Source organism: Streptomyces montanus, from assembly GCF_005786655.1.
In the GTDB taxonomy this organism is placed as follows: domain Bacteria; phylum Actinomycetota; class Actinomycetes; order Streptomycetales; family Streptomycetaceae; genus Streptomyces; species Streptomyces sporangiiformans.
Genome location: NZ_VBZC01000086.1, coordinates 1 through 14,545 on the forward strand (window position 1 = coordinate 1; position 14,545 = coordinate 14,545).

A 14,545-nucleotide genomic window follows, 5' to 3' on the forward strand; every position below is an offset into this window, starting at 1 on the left:
CGGGTCCAGGCCGGGCGCCCGCGCAGGCGCCTGCGCGGGCACCCGCGCGCCCCCGCCGGGCACCGCACGGGACCCGGGAATAGATCGTCCAGCTTCTCGGTTTTGGGGGATACGGCCAGTGCTGGCAGACTGGTACGTCGGCTCCGGTTCACGTATTCGCATCCCGCGGATGCGACCCGGCGCCCTCCCGAAACTAGGAGACACCTTGAAGCGCGACATCCACCCCCAGTACTTCGAGACGCAGGTCAGCTGCACCTGTGGCGCGTCGTTCACCACCCGTAGCACGATCGAAGCCGGCGCCATCCGTGCCGAGGTCTGCTCCGAGTGCCACCCGTTCTACACGGGCAAGCAGAAGATCCTCGACACCGGTGGCCGTGTGGCCCGCTTCGAGGCCCGCTTCGGCAAGGCTGCCGCTGCCAAGAAGTAGCGACCTCACAGCGCCGGTCTTCGTTGCCCCGCAGGGGCATCGGGACCGGCGCTTTGCGGTGCAGTCCCCTCCCCCAAGCTCTCGACTTCGCTCGAGCAGGGGGGACCCCCATGTCGTACGCACGTCCCTCGAGCTCCTGCCGAGCGAAGGGGCAGTCCATTGGAGCCGGAGATGTTCGAGGCGGTCGAGGAACTGATCGGCGAGCACGCCGATCTTGAGAAGAGGCTCGCCGACCCGTCGGTCCACGCGGACCAGGCGAACGCGCGCAAGCTGAACAAGCGCTACGCCGAGCTGACCCCGGTCATCGCGACGTACCGCTCCTGGAGGCAGACCGGCGACGACGTCGAGACGGCCCGCGAATTCGCCGCCGACGACCCGGACTTCGTGGCCGAGGTCAAGGAGCTGGAGAAGCAGCGCGAGGAGCTCACCGAGAAGCTCCGGCTGCTGCTGGTCCCGCGCGACCCCAGCGACGACAAGGACGTCATCCTCGAGATCAAGGCCGGCGCCGGCGGCGACGAGTCCGCGCTGTTCGCGGGCGACCTGCTGCGCATGTACCTGCGCTACGCCGAGCGCGTCGGCTGGAAGACCGAGATCATCGACTCCACCGAGTCCGAGCTCGGCGGCTACAAGGACGTCCAGGTCGCCGTGAAGACCAAGGGCGGCCAGGGCGCCACCGAGCCCGGCCAGGGCGTCTGGGCACGACTGAAGTACGAGGGCGGGGTGCACCGCGTGCAGCGCGTGCCCGCGACCGAGTCCCAGGGCCGGATCCACACCTCCGCGGCCGGTGTCCTCGTGACCCCCGAGGCCGAGGAGATCGACGTCGAGATCAACCCGAACGATCTGAGGATCGACGTGTACCGGTCCTCCGGGCCCGGCGGCCAGTCCGTCAATACGACCGACTCCGCGGTGCGTATCACGCACATTCCGACCGGAGTCGTCGCCTCCTGCCAGAACGAGAAGAGCCAGTTGCAGAACAAGGAGCAGGCGATGCGTATCCTGCGCTCCAGGCTCCTCGCGGCGGCACAGGAGGAAGCGGAGAAGGAGGCCGCGGACGCCCGCCGCAGCCAGGTCCGTACCGTCGACCGCTCCGAGAAGATCCGTACGTACAACTTCCCGGAGAACCGCATCTCGGACCACCGCGTCGGCTTCAAGGCGTACAACCTGGACCAGGTACTGGACGGCGACCTCGACGCGGTGATCCAGGCCTGTGTGGACGCGGACTCGGCCGCCAAGCTCGCCGCAGCCTGACGTACACGACAACAGCTCAGCCCGGAGGACCAGCGTGCAGCAACACAGTGGGGGGCGGCCCCCCAACCCCCGCAGCGTGCTGCTCGCGGAAGTCGCCCAGGCCACCCAGCGGTTGGCCGACGCCGGCGTGCCCTCGCCGCGCAACGACGCGGAGGAGCTCGCCGCCTTCGTGCACGGCGTGAAGCGGGGCGGGCTGCACACCGTCAAGGACGCCGACTTCGACGCCCGGTACTGGGAGGTCATCGCGCGCCGTGAGGCCCGCGAGCCGCTCCAGCACATCACCGGGCGGGCCTTCTTCCGGTATCTGGAACTCCAGGTCGGGCCAGGGGTGTTCGTGCCGCGCCCGGAGACCGAGTCGGTCGTCGGGTGGGCCATAGACGCGGTACGCGCGATGGACGTCGTCGAGCCGCTCATCGTCGACCTGTGCACGGGATCCGGTGCCATCGCGCTCGCCATGGCGCAGGAGGTGCCGCGCTCCCGCGTGCACGCCGTGGAGCTGTCCGAGGACGCGCTCCAGTGGACGCGCAAGAACGTCGAGGGGTCCAGGGTCGACCTGCGTCAGGGAGACGCCCTGGACGCCTTCCACGACCTCGACGGCCAGGTGGACCTCGTCATCTCCAACCCGCCGTACATCCCGCTGACCGAGTGGGAGTACGTCGCGCCCGAGGCCCGGGACTACGATCCCGGCCTCGCCCTCTTCTCCGGCGAGGACGGACTCGACCTCATTCGCGGTCTGGAGCGCACCGCCCACCGGCTGCTGCGCCCCGGCGGCGTCGTCGTCATCGAGCACGCCGACACCCAGGGCGGGCAGGTGCCGTGGATCTTCACCGAGGAGCAGGGCTGGGCCGACGCAGCCGACCACCCCGACCTCAACAACCGACCGCGGTTCGCGACCGCCCGCAGGGCGATGCCGTGAGTACGCGCTTCAGGACTTCCAGCCAGCAGTACGTGTACGAGGAGGCTCGCTAACGATGGCACGGCGATACGACACCAATGACGCCACCGACCGCGCGACCGGTCTGCGCGAGGCCGCGTCCGCCGTCCGCCGCGGCGAGCTCGTGGTCCTCCCCACCGACACTGTGTACGGCGTGGGTGCCGACGCGTTCTCCTCGGAGGCCGTCTCCGACCTGCTGGAGGCCAAGGGCCGGGGTCGCAACATGCCCACTCCCGTGCTCATCGGCTCCCCGAACACGCTGCACGGGCTGGTCACCGACTTCTCCGAGATGGCCTGGGAGCTCGTCGACGCGTTCTGGCCGGGTGCCCTGACCCTCGTCGCCAAGCACCAGCCGTCGCTGCAGTGGGACCTGGGGGACACCCGTGGCACCGTTGCCGTGCGCATGCCGCTGCACCCGGTGGCGATCGAGCTGCTGACCGAGGTCGGCCCCATGGCCGTGTCCTCGGCGAACCTGACCGGCCACCCGGCGCCGGAGGACTGCGACGCCGCGCAGGAGATGCTCGGCGACTCCATCTCGGTCTACCTGGACGGCGGCCCGACTCCCGCCAACGTCCCTTCCTCGATCGTCGACGTCACCGGCAAGGTGCCCGTCCTGCTGCGTGCGGGCGCCCTGTCCGCGGAGGAGCTGAGGAAGGTCGTTCCCGACCTCGAGGTGGCGAATTGACAGCCCCTGAAGCGGGGCGTGGCATAGGCACGGGGAACACGGGGAACACGGGGACTCACTGGGACGGGGCCTCGGGGGACTCTTTCCGCATCCTCCACGTCAGCACCGGCAATGTGTGCCGCTCGCCGATCACCGAGCGGCTGACCCGCCATGCCCTGGCGGACCGGCTCGGCGACCCTTTGTGGGGCGGCCTGATAGTGGAGAGCGCCGGCACCTGGGGCCACGAGGGCGCGCCCATGGAGGCCAACGCGGAAGCGGTCCTCGCGGACTTCGGAGCGGATGCCTCCGGCTTTGTGGGCCGGGAACTGCTGGACGAGCACGTGATCAGGGCCGACCTGGTGCTGACGGCCACCCGCGACCACCGCGCCCAGGTCATCTCCATGGGCCACTCCGCGGGCCTGCGCACCTTCACGCTCAAGGAGTTCACCCGTCTCGTGAAGGCGATCGACGGCGCGACGCTGCCGCCCCTGGAGGACGGCGTGGTCGCCCGTGCCCGGGCGCTGGTGCGTGCGGCGGCGGCGCTGCGCGGATGGCTGCTGGCTCCGACGGCGGAGGCGGACGAGGTGTATGACCCCTACGGGGCGCCGTTGCCCTTCTTTCGTTCGGTGGGGGATGAGATTCATCAGGCGTTGGATCCGGTGGTGACGGCGTTGACGGGGGTTGCCGCGCGGGCATGAGCGGGCCGGTGCTGCGTACGGCGGCGGTGCGGGCGCCTGCGGGGCCTGTGCCGGGGCCGGTTCGTGTACCGGGTCGGACGTAACAGCGGGCGCTGTGGGGAGCGTGGTTCTACATTGGACTGAGATCCCGCCGAGGACCGGAGTCCACCATGGTGGTCACGCATACGCTGGAAGGCCTGCTGCCGGCCGATGTGCTCGGTCGGCAGGATCCCGAGCTGGCCGAGATTCTCATCGGCGAGCTGGACCGGCAGTCGACGACGCTTCAGCTGATCGCCGCCGAGAACTTCACCTCGCCCGCGGTGCTCGCGGCCCTGGGGTCGCCGCTCGCCAACAAGTACGCCGAGGGATATCCCGGCGCCCGGCATCACGGCGGATGCGAGATCGTGGACGTGGCCGAGCGCATCGCCGTCGAGCGCGCCAAGGCCCTCTTCGGTGCCGAACACGCCAACGTGCAGTCCCACTCGGGGTCTTCGGCCGTGCTCGCCGCGTATGCGGCCCTGCTGCGGCCCGGTGACACCGTCCTCGCCATGGGCCTCCCGCACGGCGGCCACCTCACACACGGCTCACCCGCCAACTTCTCGGGCCGCTGGTTCGACTTCGTCGGCTACGGCGTCGACCCGGAGAGCGGGCTCATCGACTACGACCAGGTGCTCGCGCTGGCCCGGACCCGCCGCCCCAAGGCCATCGTGTGCGGGTCCATCTCCTACCCGAGGCACATCGACTACGGCGCCTTCAAGGACGTGGCCGAGGAGGTGGGCGCGTATCTCATCGCCGACGCCGCCCATCCCATCGGGCTCGTCGCCGGGGGAGCGGCACCCAGTCCGGTGCCGTACGCCGACATCGTCTGCGCGACCACGCACAAGGTGCTGCGCGGCCCGCGCGGCGGCATGCTGCTGTGCGGCGCGGAGCTGGCCGAGCGCGTCGACCGGGCCGTCTTCCCGTTCACCCAGGGCGGCGCCCAGATGCACACGATCGCCGCCAAGGCCGTCGCGTTCGGCGAGGCGGCGACGCCGGCCTTCACCGCGTACGCCCATCAAGTGGTCGTGAACGCCCGGGTGCTGGCGCGGGGCCTCGCCGCCGAAGGGCTCACGGTCAGCACCGGCGGCACCGACACCCACCTGCTGACCGTCGACCCGGCCCCACTCGGTGTGGACGCCCGCACCGCCCGCGGCCGTCTGGCCGCCGCCGGAATGGTCCTCGACACATGCGCCCTGCCCCACCCGGACGTGCGCGGGCTGCGCCTGGGCACGGCCGCCGTCACCACCCAGGGCATGGGCGAGGTCGAAATGTCCCGGATCGCCGTACTGTTCGCCGAGGCGCTGCGCGAGGAAAGCGCAGGCCGCCAGGTACGTGAAGAAGTACGGGAGCTGACCGGAAGATTTCCGCCGTATCCGGTCTAGGGCGGGGTGGACGCGAACCCGTGCACAGACACTCGTGCAACCATCGGCTCTACCCGGAAGTCCCCAACCGTATGCGCTCGAAGCTAGGGTGTGGGGCTGAGATGGCCAGCGACACCTGTGGGGAAGCCTGTGCGTGAATACCTCCTGACGCTCTGCATCACGGCCGCGGTGACGTACCTGCTGACCGGGCCGGTGCGGAAATTCGCGATCGTGGCCGGGGCGATGCCGGAGATCCGGGCACGTGACGTGCATCGGGAACCCACGCCTCGGCTCGGCGGAATCGCGATGTTCTTCGGACTGTGCGCCGGCCTGCTGGTCGCCGACCATCTGACGAACCTCAGCGAGGTGTTCGAGAACTCCAACGAACCCCGCGCGCTGCTCTCCGGCGCCGCCCTGATCTGGCTGATCGGCGTCCTGGACGACAAGTTCGAGATCGACGCCCTCATCAAGCTCGGCGGCCAGATGATCGCCGCCGGTGTCATGGTGATGCAGGGCCTGACGATCCTGTGGCTGCCGGTGCCGGGTGTCGGCTCTGTCTCGCTGACCCAGTGGCAGGGCACGCTGCTGACCGTCGCGCTCGTCGTCATCACCATCAACGCCGTGAACTTCGTCGACGGACTCGACGGTCTCGCCGCCGGCATGGTGTGCATCGCGGCCGCGGCGTTCTTCATGTACGCGTACCGCATCTGGTACGGCTACGGGCTCGAGTCCGCCGCCCCCGCGACCCTGTTCTCCGCGATCCTCATGGGTATGTGTCTCGGCTTCCTGCCGCACAACATGCACCCCGCCCGCATCTTCATGGGCGACTCGGGCTCGATGCTGATCGGCCTCGTGCTCGCGGCCGGCGCCATCTCCATCACCGGGCAGGTCGACCCCGACGCGATGAACCTGTTCGCCGGGTCCGAGAAGGCGGCCGTGCACCAGACGGTGCCGGTCTACATCCCGCTGCTGCTGCCGCTGACGATCATCGCCGTCCCGGCGGCCGACCTGGTGCTCGCCATCGTGCGGCGCACCTGGCGCGGGCAGTCCCCGTTCGCCGCCGACCGCGGGCATCTGCATCACCGGCTGCTGGAGATCGGGCATTCGCACAGCCGGGCCGTGCTCATCATGTACTTCTGGTCGGCCCTGATCGCCTTCGGCGCCCTCGCGTACTCGGTGAACTCGGGGGCCATGTGGATCGTGCTCGGCATCATGGCGCTCAGCGCGGTGGGCCTGGTCCTGCTCCTGCTGCCCCGCTTCACGCCGCGCACCCCGCGCTGGGCCGAGGCCTTCGTACCCCCGCGGTACCGCCGCCGGATCGCCGCGGAAGCGGAGGAGGCAGCGGAGGCGACGGACGCCGCGGAGGCCGCGGGGGCGCAGGCGGCGCCCTCGGCCGCGTACGCCACGAACGGCGAAGGCGCGGGGGCGGGCGGCGAGGGACCCACCGGCGACACGGAACGCCGCAGTCCGGTGGTCGCCGGAGTCTCAGGAGTCAATGGGGCGACGGCAGTTGGCGCCCGCGCACGCCTCCTGGAGGGGCGTGAGGCGCGGTCGTCACGCTAGAGCAAGGTAAGAATTTTACCGGGCATGCACATCGCAAATCGCTCCAATATCAGACATCTTGACCCCGCGGGCGCACAGACGCGCATGGTCACTCTCATGTGTGACGCCGAGCACATCAAGCAGGTAAAGACCTCATCAAATAGTTTGTGATACGGTTCACGAAAGCCCGGGGTAGAGCCGAAGGACCGCAGTGCGACGGTTCATTGGCGTGAGGTTCTCTCTCGACCCGGGATTACGCTCGTCCATGACGACACCTGCCCCCTTCAGTAAGCGGAGTTGCCGCCATGCCGTCCAATGACGCCCGGATTCTCCTTCAGGCCGCCGTGCCCACGGCTGCCGTCGGCGCGATTGCCGCCGTCGTCAGTGGTGTGGTCACTGGGGGCAAGGGGGCGGTTGGGGCGGTCGTCGCGACGCTGGTCGTGATCCTCTTCATGGGTATCGGGTTGTACGTTCTGCAGCGCACTGCCAAATCGCTTCCGCACCTTTTCCAGGCCATGGGTCTGATGCTCTATACGGCACAGATCCTGCTGCTGTTCATGTTCGTCGCCGCGTTCAAGGACACGACGCTGTTCAACCCCAAGGCCTTCGCGTTCACGCTGGTCGCCGCCACCCTCGCGTGGATCGGCTGCCAGGCCCGTGCTCAGATGAAGGCCAAGATCCTCTACGTCGAACCCGATTCCTCGAAGGACGAAAAGCCTGAGAAGACGGGGCCCTCGTCGTGAGAGGTAGGGCCGGGATAAGTAGGCGTAAGAGATCCTGCTATCGTCCGGTGCCAACTGCGGCATCGCGGGCGCGGGCATCCGAGCTGACGCCTGCTCTAGTGCGAGGCTCGATGCCCTACTGCCGCCCCCACATCCGTAACACCAGTCCAGTGCCGAACCGCGGCTGCGCGCCGCGCCGACACAACGAGGTTGCCGTACCTATGCGTCACGCCGAAGGAGCCCGTGGTGAGTGCTGACCAGACCCAGCTCGCCTTTGACTGGAGCTGTCGGATCATGTCCGACAACGGCTGCGGCTTCCCGGCTCCGGGTCTGCACTCGTTCCTCTTCAAGCCGTTGGCCGAGGTCGGCGGGTTTGAGTTCAACAAGGTGATGCTGCTCGCGCTGATCACCACCGTCCTCGTCGTCGCCTTCTTCTGGGCGGCGTTCGGCAAGGCGAAGGTGGTCCCGGGCAAGCTGCAGATGGTCGGCGAGGCCGGCTACGACTTCGTACGCCGCGGGATCGTCTACGAGACCCTTGGCAAGCGGGAGGGCGAGAAGTACGTCCCCCTGATGGTCTCGCTGTTCTTCTTCATCTGGATCATGAACATCTGGTCCGTGATCCCGCTGGCCCAGTTCCCGGTCTCGTCGATCATCGCGTTCCCGATGGTGCTGGCCGCCGTCGTCTACGTCGTCTGGGTTTCGCTGACGTTCAAGAAGCACGGTTTCGTCGGCTTCTTCAAGAACGTCACCGGCTACGACAAGTCGCTGGGTCCGGTACTGCCGCTCGTGATGGTCATCGAGTTCTTCTCGAACCTGCTGGTCCGCCCCTTCACACACGCGGTGCGACTGTTCGCCAACATGTTCGCCGGTCACCTGATGCTGGTGATGTTCACCGTCGCCTCCTGGTACCTGCTGAACAGCTGGATGATCCCGGCGGCCGGCGTCTCCTTCGTGATGACCGTCGTCATGATCCTCTTCGAGCTCTTCGTGCAGGCCGTCCAGGCGTTCGTGTTCGTCCTCCTCGCCTGCTCGTACATCCAGGGCGCTCTCGCCGAGCACCACTGAGCCGCGCCGCCCCGCAAGCCCCCAGAACGTCCGGTGGCCAACCCCCGCCGGTCCATGAAAGAGAAGGAAGAATCAGCATGGCTGCCCTTGAGACCCTCGCCGCTGTCGAAGGCAACATCGGTTCCATCGGTTACGGCCTCGCCGCCATCGGCCCCGGCGTCGGCGTCGGCATCATCTTCGGTAACGGCACCCAGGCCCTCGCCCGCCAGCCCGAGGCCGCCGGCCTGATCCGCACCAACCAGATCCTCGGCTTCGCCTTCTGTGAGGCGCTTGCCCTCATCGGCATCGTCATGCCGTTCGTCTACGGATGACGAACCCTTGACGAGCAATCCTTTCAACGAAAGGCACTGATGTGATCGCCAACCTGGTACAGCTGGCGGCCGAGGAGAAGCAGAACCCGCTTGTCCCGCCGGGCCCCGAGCTGCTCGTCGGCACCATCGCCTTCGCCATCGTGTTCTTCTTCTTCTGGAAGAAGCTGCTCCCGAACATCAACAAGGTTCTGGACGAGCGCCGCGCGGCGATCGAAGGCGGTATCGAAGAGGCCGACGCCATGAAGGTCGAGGCCCAGAGTGTGCTCGAGCAGTACAAGGCTCAGCTCCAAGAGGCCCGGCACGAAGCCGCGCGTCTGCGCCAGGAGGCGCAGGAGCAGGGCGCCGTGCTCATCGCCGAGATGCGTGCGGAAGGCCAGCGGCAGCGTGAGGAGATCATTGCCGCCGGTCACACGCAGATCGAGGCCGACCGCAAGGCCGCCGCGTCCGCGCTGCGCCAGGATGTGGGCAAGCTCGCCACCGACCTGGCCGGCAAGCTCGTCGGCGAATCCCTCGAGGACGTCGCTCGCCAGAGCCGCACCATCGACCGCTTCCTCGACGAGCTCGAGGAGAAGGCCGAGGCGACTCGATGACCGCGCACGGAGCGAGCCGCGAGGCAACCGCTGCCGCCCGTGAGCGTCTCGACGCGCTGACGGACAGCACGTCCGTGGACGCGGTCGCGCTCGCAGACGAGCTGGCCGCCGTGACGGCGCTGCTCGACCGCGAGGTGTCGCTGCGTCGGGTCCTCACCGACCCGGCGCAGGCCGGTGAGGCCAAGGCCGAGCTGGTCGGACGGCTGCTCGGCAGCCAGGTCAGCGGCCCGACCGCGGATCTGGTGGCCGGCATGGTGCGCTCGCGCTGGTCGCAGCCGCGTGACCTGGTGGACGCGCTCGAGGAGCTGGCGAACAGGGCCGACCTCACCGCCGCCCAGAAGGCAGGCGTGCTCGACGAGGCCGAGGACGAGCTCTTCCGGTTCGCCCGGATCGTCTCCTCGAACACCGAGCTGCGCGCCGCGCTGACGAACCGCGCCGCCGACGCCGCGGCCAAGACCGAGCTGGTGCGCAGCCTGCTCGGCGGCCGGGCCAAGGCCCCGACCGTGCGATTGGTCACGCGCCTTGTGACCGCGCCGCGGGGACGTAGCCTGGAAGCTGGACTCGAGTCCCTGTCCAAGCTCGCCGCCGATCGCCGGGACCGCATGGTCGCCGTCGTCACCTCGGCGGTTCCGTTGAGCGACCCGCAGAAGCGGCGCCTGGGCGCTGCCCTCGCGAAGCTCTACGGCCGTCAGATGCACCTCAACCTCGACGTGGACCCCGAGGTCCTCGGCGGGATCCGGGTGCAGGTCGGCGACGAGGTCATCAACGGCTCCCTCGCGGACCGGCTCGAGGACGCCAGCCGCCGCATGGCGGGCTAGCAGCAACTCAACACACGTACACAAGCAGCACCTACGGCCCTGGTTGGGCCGTGCAGAGGATTCACCTCGTTCAGGGGGGAGTCCCCATCCCCCCAAGTGAAACTTCGGGCCCAACAAGGAGAGCAGGGAACCCAGATGGCGGAGCTCACGATCCGGCCGGAGGAGATCCGGGACGCGCTGGAGAACTTTGTCCAGGCGTACAAGCCGGACGCGGCCTCGCGCGAGGAGGTCGGTACGGTCACCCTTGCCGGCGACGGCATCGCGAAGGTCGAGGGCCTGCCCTCGGCCATGGCCAACGAACTGCTGAAGTTCGAGGACGGCACCCTCGGCCTCGCGCTCAACCTGGAAGAGCGCGAGATCGGCGCCATCGTCCTCGGCGAGTTCAACGGCATCGAGGAGGGCCAGCCGGTCAGCCGTACCGGCGAGGTCCTGTCGGTCGCGGTGGGCGAGGGCTACCTCGGCCGTGTCGTCGACCCGCTCGGCACCCCGATCGACGGCCTCGGCGAGATCGAGACGTCCGGCCGCCGCGCCCTCGAGCTGCAGGCCCCGGGCGTCATGGTCCGTAAGTCGGTGCACGAGCCGATGGAGACCGGCTACAAGGCCGTCGACACGATGACGCCGATCGGCCGCGGCCAGCGTCAGCTGATCATCGGTGACCGTCAGACCGGCAAGACCGCCCTGGCCGTCGACACGATCATCAACCAGCGCGACAACTGGCGCACGGGCGACCCGAACAAGCAGGTCCGCTGCATCTACGTCGCCATCGGTCAGAAGGGCTCGACCATCGCCTCCGTGCGTGGTGCCCTCGAAGAGGCCGGCGCCCTGGAGTACACGACCATCGTCGCCGCCCCGGCGTCCGACCCGGCCGGCTTCAAGTACCTGGCGCCGTACACCGGTTCGGCCATCGGCCAGCACTGGATGTACGAGGGCAAGCACGTCCTCATCGTCTTCGACGACCTCTCGAAGCAGGCCGACGCCTACCGCGCCGTGTCCCTGCTGCTCCGCCGCCCGCCGGGGCGCGAGGCCTACCCGGGTGACGTCTTCTACCTGCACTCCCGTCTGCTGGAGCGCTGCGCGAAGCTCTCCGACGACATGGGCAAGGGCTCGATGACCGGTCTGCCGATCGTCGAGACCAAGGCCAACGACGTCTCGGCGTTCATCCCGACCAACGTCATCTCCATCACCGACGGCCAGTGCTTCCTGGAGTCGGACCTGTTCAACGCCGGTCAGCGCCCCGCGCTGAACGTCGGTATCTCCGTCTCCCGAGTCGGTGGTTCCGCGCAGCACAGGGCGATCCGCCAGGTCTCCGGCCGTCTGCGCGTCGACCTCGCCCAGTACCGCGAGCTGGAGGCCTTCGCCGCCTTCGGTTCCGACCTGGACGCCGCGTCGAAGGCACAGCTGGAGCGCGGTCAGCGCATGGTCGAGCTGCTCAAGCAGCCGCAGTACCAGCCGATGGCCACCGAGGACCAGGTCGTCTCCATCTGGGCCGGCACCACCGGCAGGATGGACGAGGTGCCGGTCGCCGACATCCGCCGCTTCGAGAAGGAGCTGCTCGAGTACCTGCACCGCAAGGAGCAGGGACTGCTGACCTCCATCAAGGAGGGCGGCAAGATGTCGGACGACACGATCACGGCCATGAGTGACGCCGTCGCGGAGTTCAAGAAGCAGTTCGAGACCTCGGACGGGAAGCTTCTCGGCGAGGACGCTTCGGCCGCCGCCAAGTGACGTAAGGAAGGGACCTGACTCATGGGAGCCCAGCTCCGGGTCTACAAGCGTCGCATCCGATCCGTCACCGCGACCAAGAAGATCACGAAGGCGATGGAGATGATCGCCGCCTCGCGCGTCGTCAAGGCGCAGCGCAAGGTGGCGGCCTCCACGCCGTACGCGACCGAGCTCACGCGCGCGGTCACGGCTGTCGGGACGGGTTCGAACACCAAGCACCCGCTGACGACGGAGGCGGAGTCGGCGACCCGCGCCGCGGTGCTGCTCCTCACGAGCGACCGCGGGCTGGCCGGCGCCTTCAACTCCAACGCGATCAAGGCGGCGGAGCAGTTGACCGCCCGTCTCGAGGGCGAGGGCAAGGAGGTCGACGTGTACATCGTCGGCCGCCGCGGTGTCGCCCACTACAACTTCCGTGAGCGCAAGATCGCGGAGCAGTGGACCGGCTTCACCGACGCGCCCTCGTACGCGGACGCGAAGAAGGTCGCGGGCCCGCTGATCGAGGCCATCGAGACGGAGACGGCGGACGGCGGCGTGGACGAACTCCACATCGTCTACACCGAGTTCGTGTCGATGATGACGCAGACGGCGATCGACAGCCGCCTGCTGCCGCTCAGTCTCGAAGAGGTCGCCGCGGAGTCTCCCGCAAAGGACGAGATTCTTCCGCTGTACGACTTCGAGCCGTCGGCGGAGGACGTCCTCGACGCCCTGCTGCCACGTTACGTCGAGAGCCGTATCTACAACGCGCTGCTCCAGTCGGCTGCCTCCAAGCACGCCGCCACGCGCCGCGCGATGAAGTCGGCCACCGACAACGCCGGAGATCTCATCGAGAACCTCACCCGGCTTGCCAACGCGGCCCGCCAGGCCGACATCACCCAGGAAATCAGCGAGATCGTCGGTGGCGCCAGCGCCTTGGCCGACGCGACCGCGGGGAGTGACAGGTAATGACGACGACAGTTGAGACGGCCGTTGCCACGGGCCGCGTCGCCCGGGTCATCGGCCCGGTCGTCGACGTGGAGTTCCCCGTCGACGCGATGCCGGAGATCTACAACGCCCTTCACGTCGAGGTGGCCGACCCGGCCAACGCCGGCGAGAAGAAGATCCTGACCCTGGAGGTCGCCCAGCACCTGGGTGACGGCCTGGTCCGCACGATCTCCATGCAGCCCACCGACGGTCTGGTCCGCCAGGCCCCGGTCACCGACACCGGCACGGGCATCACCGTCCCGGTCGGCGACTTCACCAAGGGTAAGGTGTTCAACACCCTCGGTGAGGTGCTGAACGTCGACGAGCAGTTCGAGGGCGAGCGCTGGCCGATCCACCGCAAGGCCCCGGCCTTCGACCAGCTCGAGTCGAAGACCGAGATGTTCGAGACGGGCCTGAAGGTCGTCGACCTTCTCACCCCGTACGTCCGAGGCGGCAAGATCGGTCTGTTCGGTGGTGCCGGTGTCGGCAAGACCGTGCTGATCCAGGAAATGATCATGCGTGTGGCCAAGCTGCACGAGGGCGTTTCCGTGTTCGCCGGCGTCGGTGAGCGCACCCGTGAGGGCAACGACCTCATCGACGAGATGACCGAGTCCGGCGTGCTGGACAAGACCGCGCTGGTCTTCGGTCAGATGGACGAGCCCCCGGGCACCCGTCTGCGCGTGGCCCTGGCCGGTCTGACCATGGCGGAGTACTTCCGCGATGTGCAGAAGCAGGACGTGCTGTTCTTCATCGACAACATCTTCCGCTTCACCCAGGCCGGTTCCGAGGTGTCGACCCTGCTCGGCCGCATGCCGTCCGCGGTGGGCTACCAGCCCAACCTCGCGGACGAGATGGGCCAGCTCCAGGAGCGCATCACCTCGACCCGTGGTCACTCGATCACCTCGATGCAGGCGATCTACGTCCCCGCGGACGACCTGACCGACCCGGCCCCGGCCACGACCTTCGCCCACCTCGACGCGACGACGGTGCTCTCCCGTCCGATCTCCGAGAAGGGCATCTACCCGGCCGTGGACCCGCTGGACTCCACGTCCCGCATCCTGGACCCGCGTTACATCTCGCAGGAACACTACGACTGCGCCATGCGCGTCAAGACGATCCTGCAGAAGAACAAGGACCTCCAGGACATCATCGCGATCCTCGGTATCGACGAGCTCGGCGAGGAGGACAAGCTCGTCGTCCACCGTGCCCGTCGCGTCGAGCGCTTCCTGTCGCAGAACACCCACGCCGCCAAGCAGTTCACCGGCCTGGACGGTTCGGACGTGCCGCTCGACGAGTCGATCGCCGCGTTCAACTCGATCTGCGACGGTGAGTACGACCACTTCCCGGAGCAGGCGTTCTTCATGTGCGGTGGCCTGGAGGACCTCAAGGCCAAGGCCAAGGAGCTCGGCGTCTCCTGAACCTCGTGTTCATGAAGGGGGGCGGGTGCGTCCCGTCCCCCTTCGTA

General features: G+C 68.4%; 15 protein-coding genes. All 15 read left to right on the top strand.

Going from position 1 to position 14,545, the window contains the following annotated elements; all coding sequences use genetic code 11:
* Window positions 1-205 precede the first annotated feature (205 nt).
* Window positions 206-427 (top strand): 50S ribosomal protein L31, encoded by a 222-nt coding sequence (gene rpmE / locus FE633_RS42705; RefSeq protein WP_138050557.1) that lies wholly within the window; start codon window positions 206-208, stop codon window positions 425-427.
* A gap of 171 nt (window positions 428-598) precedes the next feature.
* Entirely contained in the window at window positions 599-1,675 is a 1,077-nt protein-coding gene (gene prfA, locus FE633_RS42710) for a peptide chain release factor 1 (RefSeq protein WP_138050558.1), read from the top strand.
* Window positions 1,676-1,751: 76 nt separating this feature from the next.
* Entirely contained in the window at window positions 1,752-2,591 is an 840-nt protein-coding gene (prmC, locus tag FE633_RS42715) for a peptide chain release factor N(5)-glutamine methyltransferase (RefSeq protein ID WP_138050559.1), read from the top strand.
* 55 nt (window positions 2,592-2,646) lie between these two features.
* Window positions 2,647-3,294 carry an L-threonylcarbamoyladenylate synthase gene (locus FE633_RS42720; RefSeq protein WP_138050560.1) on the top strand — a complete coding sequence of 216 codons (648 nt, stop codon included), beginning with the start codon at window positions 2,647-2,649 and terminating at the stop codon, window positions 3,292-3,294.
* Window positions 3,291-3,971, top strand: coding sequence for an arsenate reductase/protein-tyrosine-phosphatase family protein (locus tag FE633_RS42725; protein WP_138050561.1), 681 nt, complete (start codon window positions 3,291-3,293; stop codon window positions 3,969-3,971). Before FE633_RS42720 ends, FE633_RS42725 begins: the two co-directional genes overlap by 4 nt.
* Before the next feature lie 149 nt (window positions 3,972-4,120).
* The gene (locus FE633_RS42730; protein ID WP_138050562.1) at window positions 4,121-5,371 is read left to right on the top strand and encodes a serine hydroxymethyltransferase; all 1,251 of its coding nucleotides are present in this window, start codon (window positions 4,121-4,123) and stop codon (window positions 5,369-5,371) included.
* Between the two features lie 129 nt (window positions 5,372-5,500).
* Entirely contained in the window at window positions 5,501-6,913 is a 1,413-nt protein-coding gene (locus FE633_RS42735; protein WP_138050563.1) for an MraY family glycosyltransferase, read from the top strand.
* 284 nt (window positions 6,914-7,197) lie between these two features.
* Window positions 7,198-7,635 (top strand): Cg1360 family ATP-synthase-associated protein, encoded by a 438-nt coding sequence (locus tag FE633_RS42740; protein ID WP_138050564.1) that lies wholly within the window; start codon window positions 7,198-7,200, stop codon window positions 7,633-7,635.
* 225 nt (window positions 7,636-7,860) lie between these two features.
* Entirely contained in the window at window positions 7,861-8,679 is an 819-nt protein-coding gene (gene atpB / locus FE633_RS42745; protein WP_484422057.1) for a F0F1 ATP synthase subunit A, read from the top strand.
* Window positions 8,680-8,756: 77 nt separating this feature from the next.
* Window positions 8,757-8,990, top strand: coding sequence for an ATP synthase F0 subunit C (gene atpE, locus FE633_RS42750; RefSeq protein ID WP_138050565.1), 234 nt, complete (start codon window positions 8,757-8,759; stop codon window positions 8,988-8,990).
* A gap of 41 nt (window positions 8,991-9,031) precedes the next feature.
* A complete protein-coding gene (locus tag FE633_RS42755) occupies window positions 9,032-9,580 on the top strand; it encodes a F0F1 ATP synthase subunit B (RefSeq protein ID WP_138050566.1) in 549 nt (182 codons plus the stop codon).
* Window positions 9,577-10,398, top strand: a complete 822-nt coding sequence (locus FE633_RS42760) for a F0F1 ATP synthase subunit delta (RefSeq protein WP_138050567.1) — start codon at window positions 9,577-9,579, stop codon at window positions 10,396-10,398. The genes FE633_RS42755 and FE633_RS42760 overlap by 4 nt, the downstream gene beginning before the upstream one ends.
* Window positions 10,399-10,533: 135 nt before the next feature.
* A complete protein-coding gene (gene atpA, locus FE633_RS42765; RefSeq protein WP_138050568.1) occupies window positions 10,534-12,123 on the top strand; it encodes a F0F1 ATP synthase subunit alpha in 1,590 nt (529 codons plus the stop codon).
* A 21-nt stretch (window positions 12,124-12,144) separates the two neighbouring features.
* Entirely contained in the window at window positions 12,145-13,062 is a 918-nt protein-coding gene (locus tag FE633_RS42770; RefSeq protein WP_138050569.1) for a F0F1 ATP synthase subunit gamma, read from the top strand.
* Window positions 13,062-14,498, top strand: coding sequence for a F0F1 ATP synthase subunit beta (atpD, locus tag FE633_RS42775; protein WP_138050570.1), 1,437 nt, complete (start codon window positions 13,062-13,064; stop codon window positions 14,496-14,498). The genes FE633_RS42770 and atpD overlap by 1 nt, the downstream gene beginning before the upstream one ends.
* Window positions 14,499-14,545: the final 47 nt, after the last annotated feature.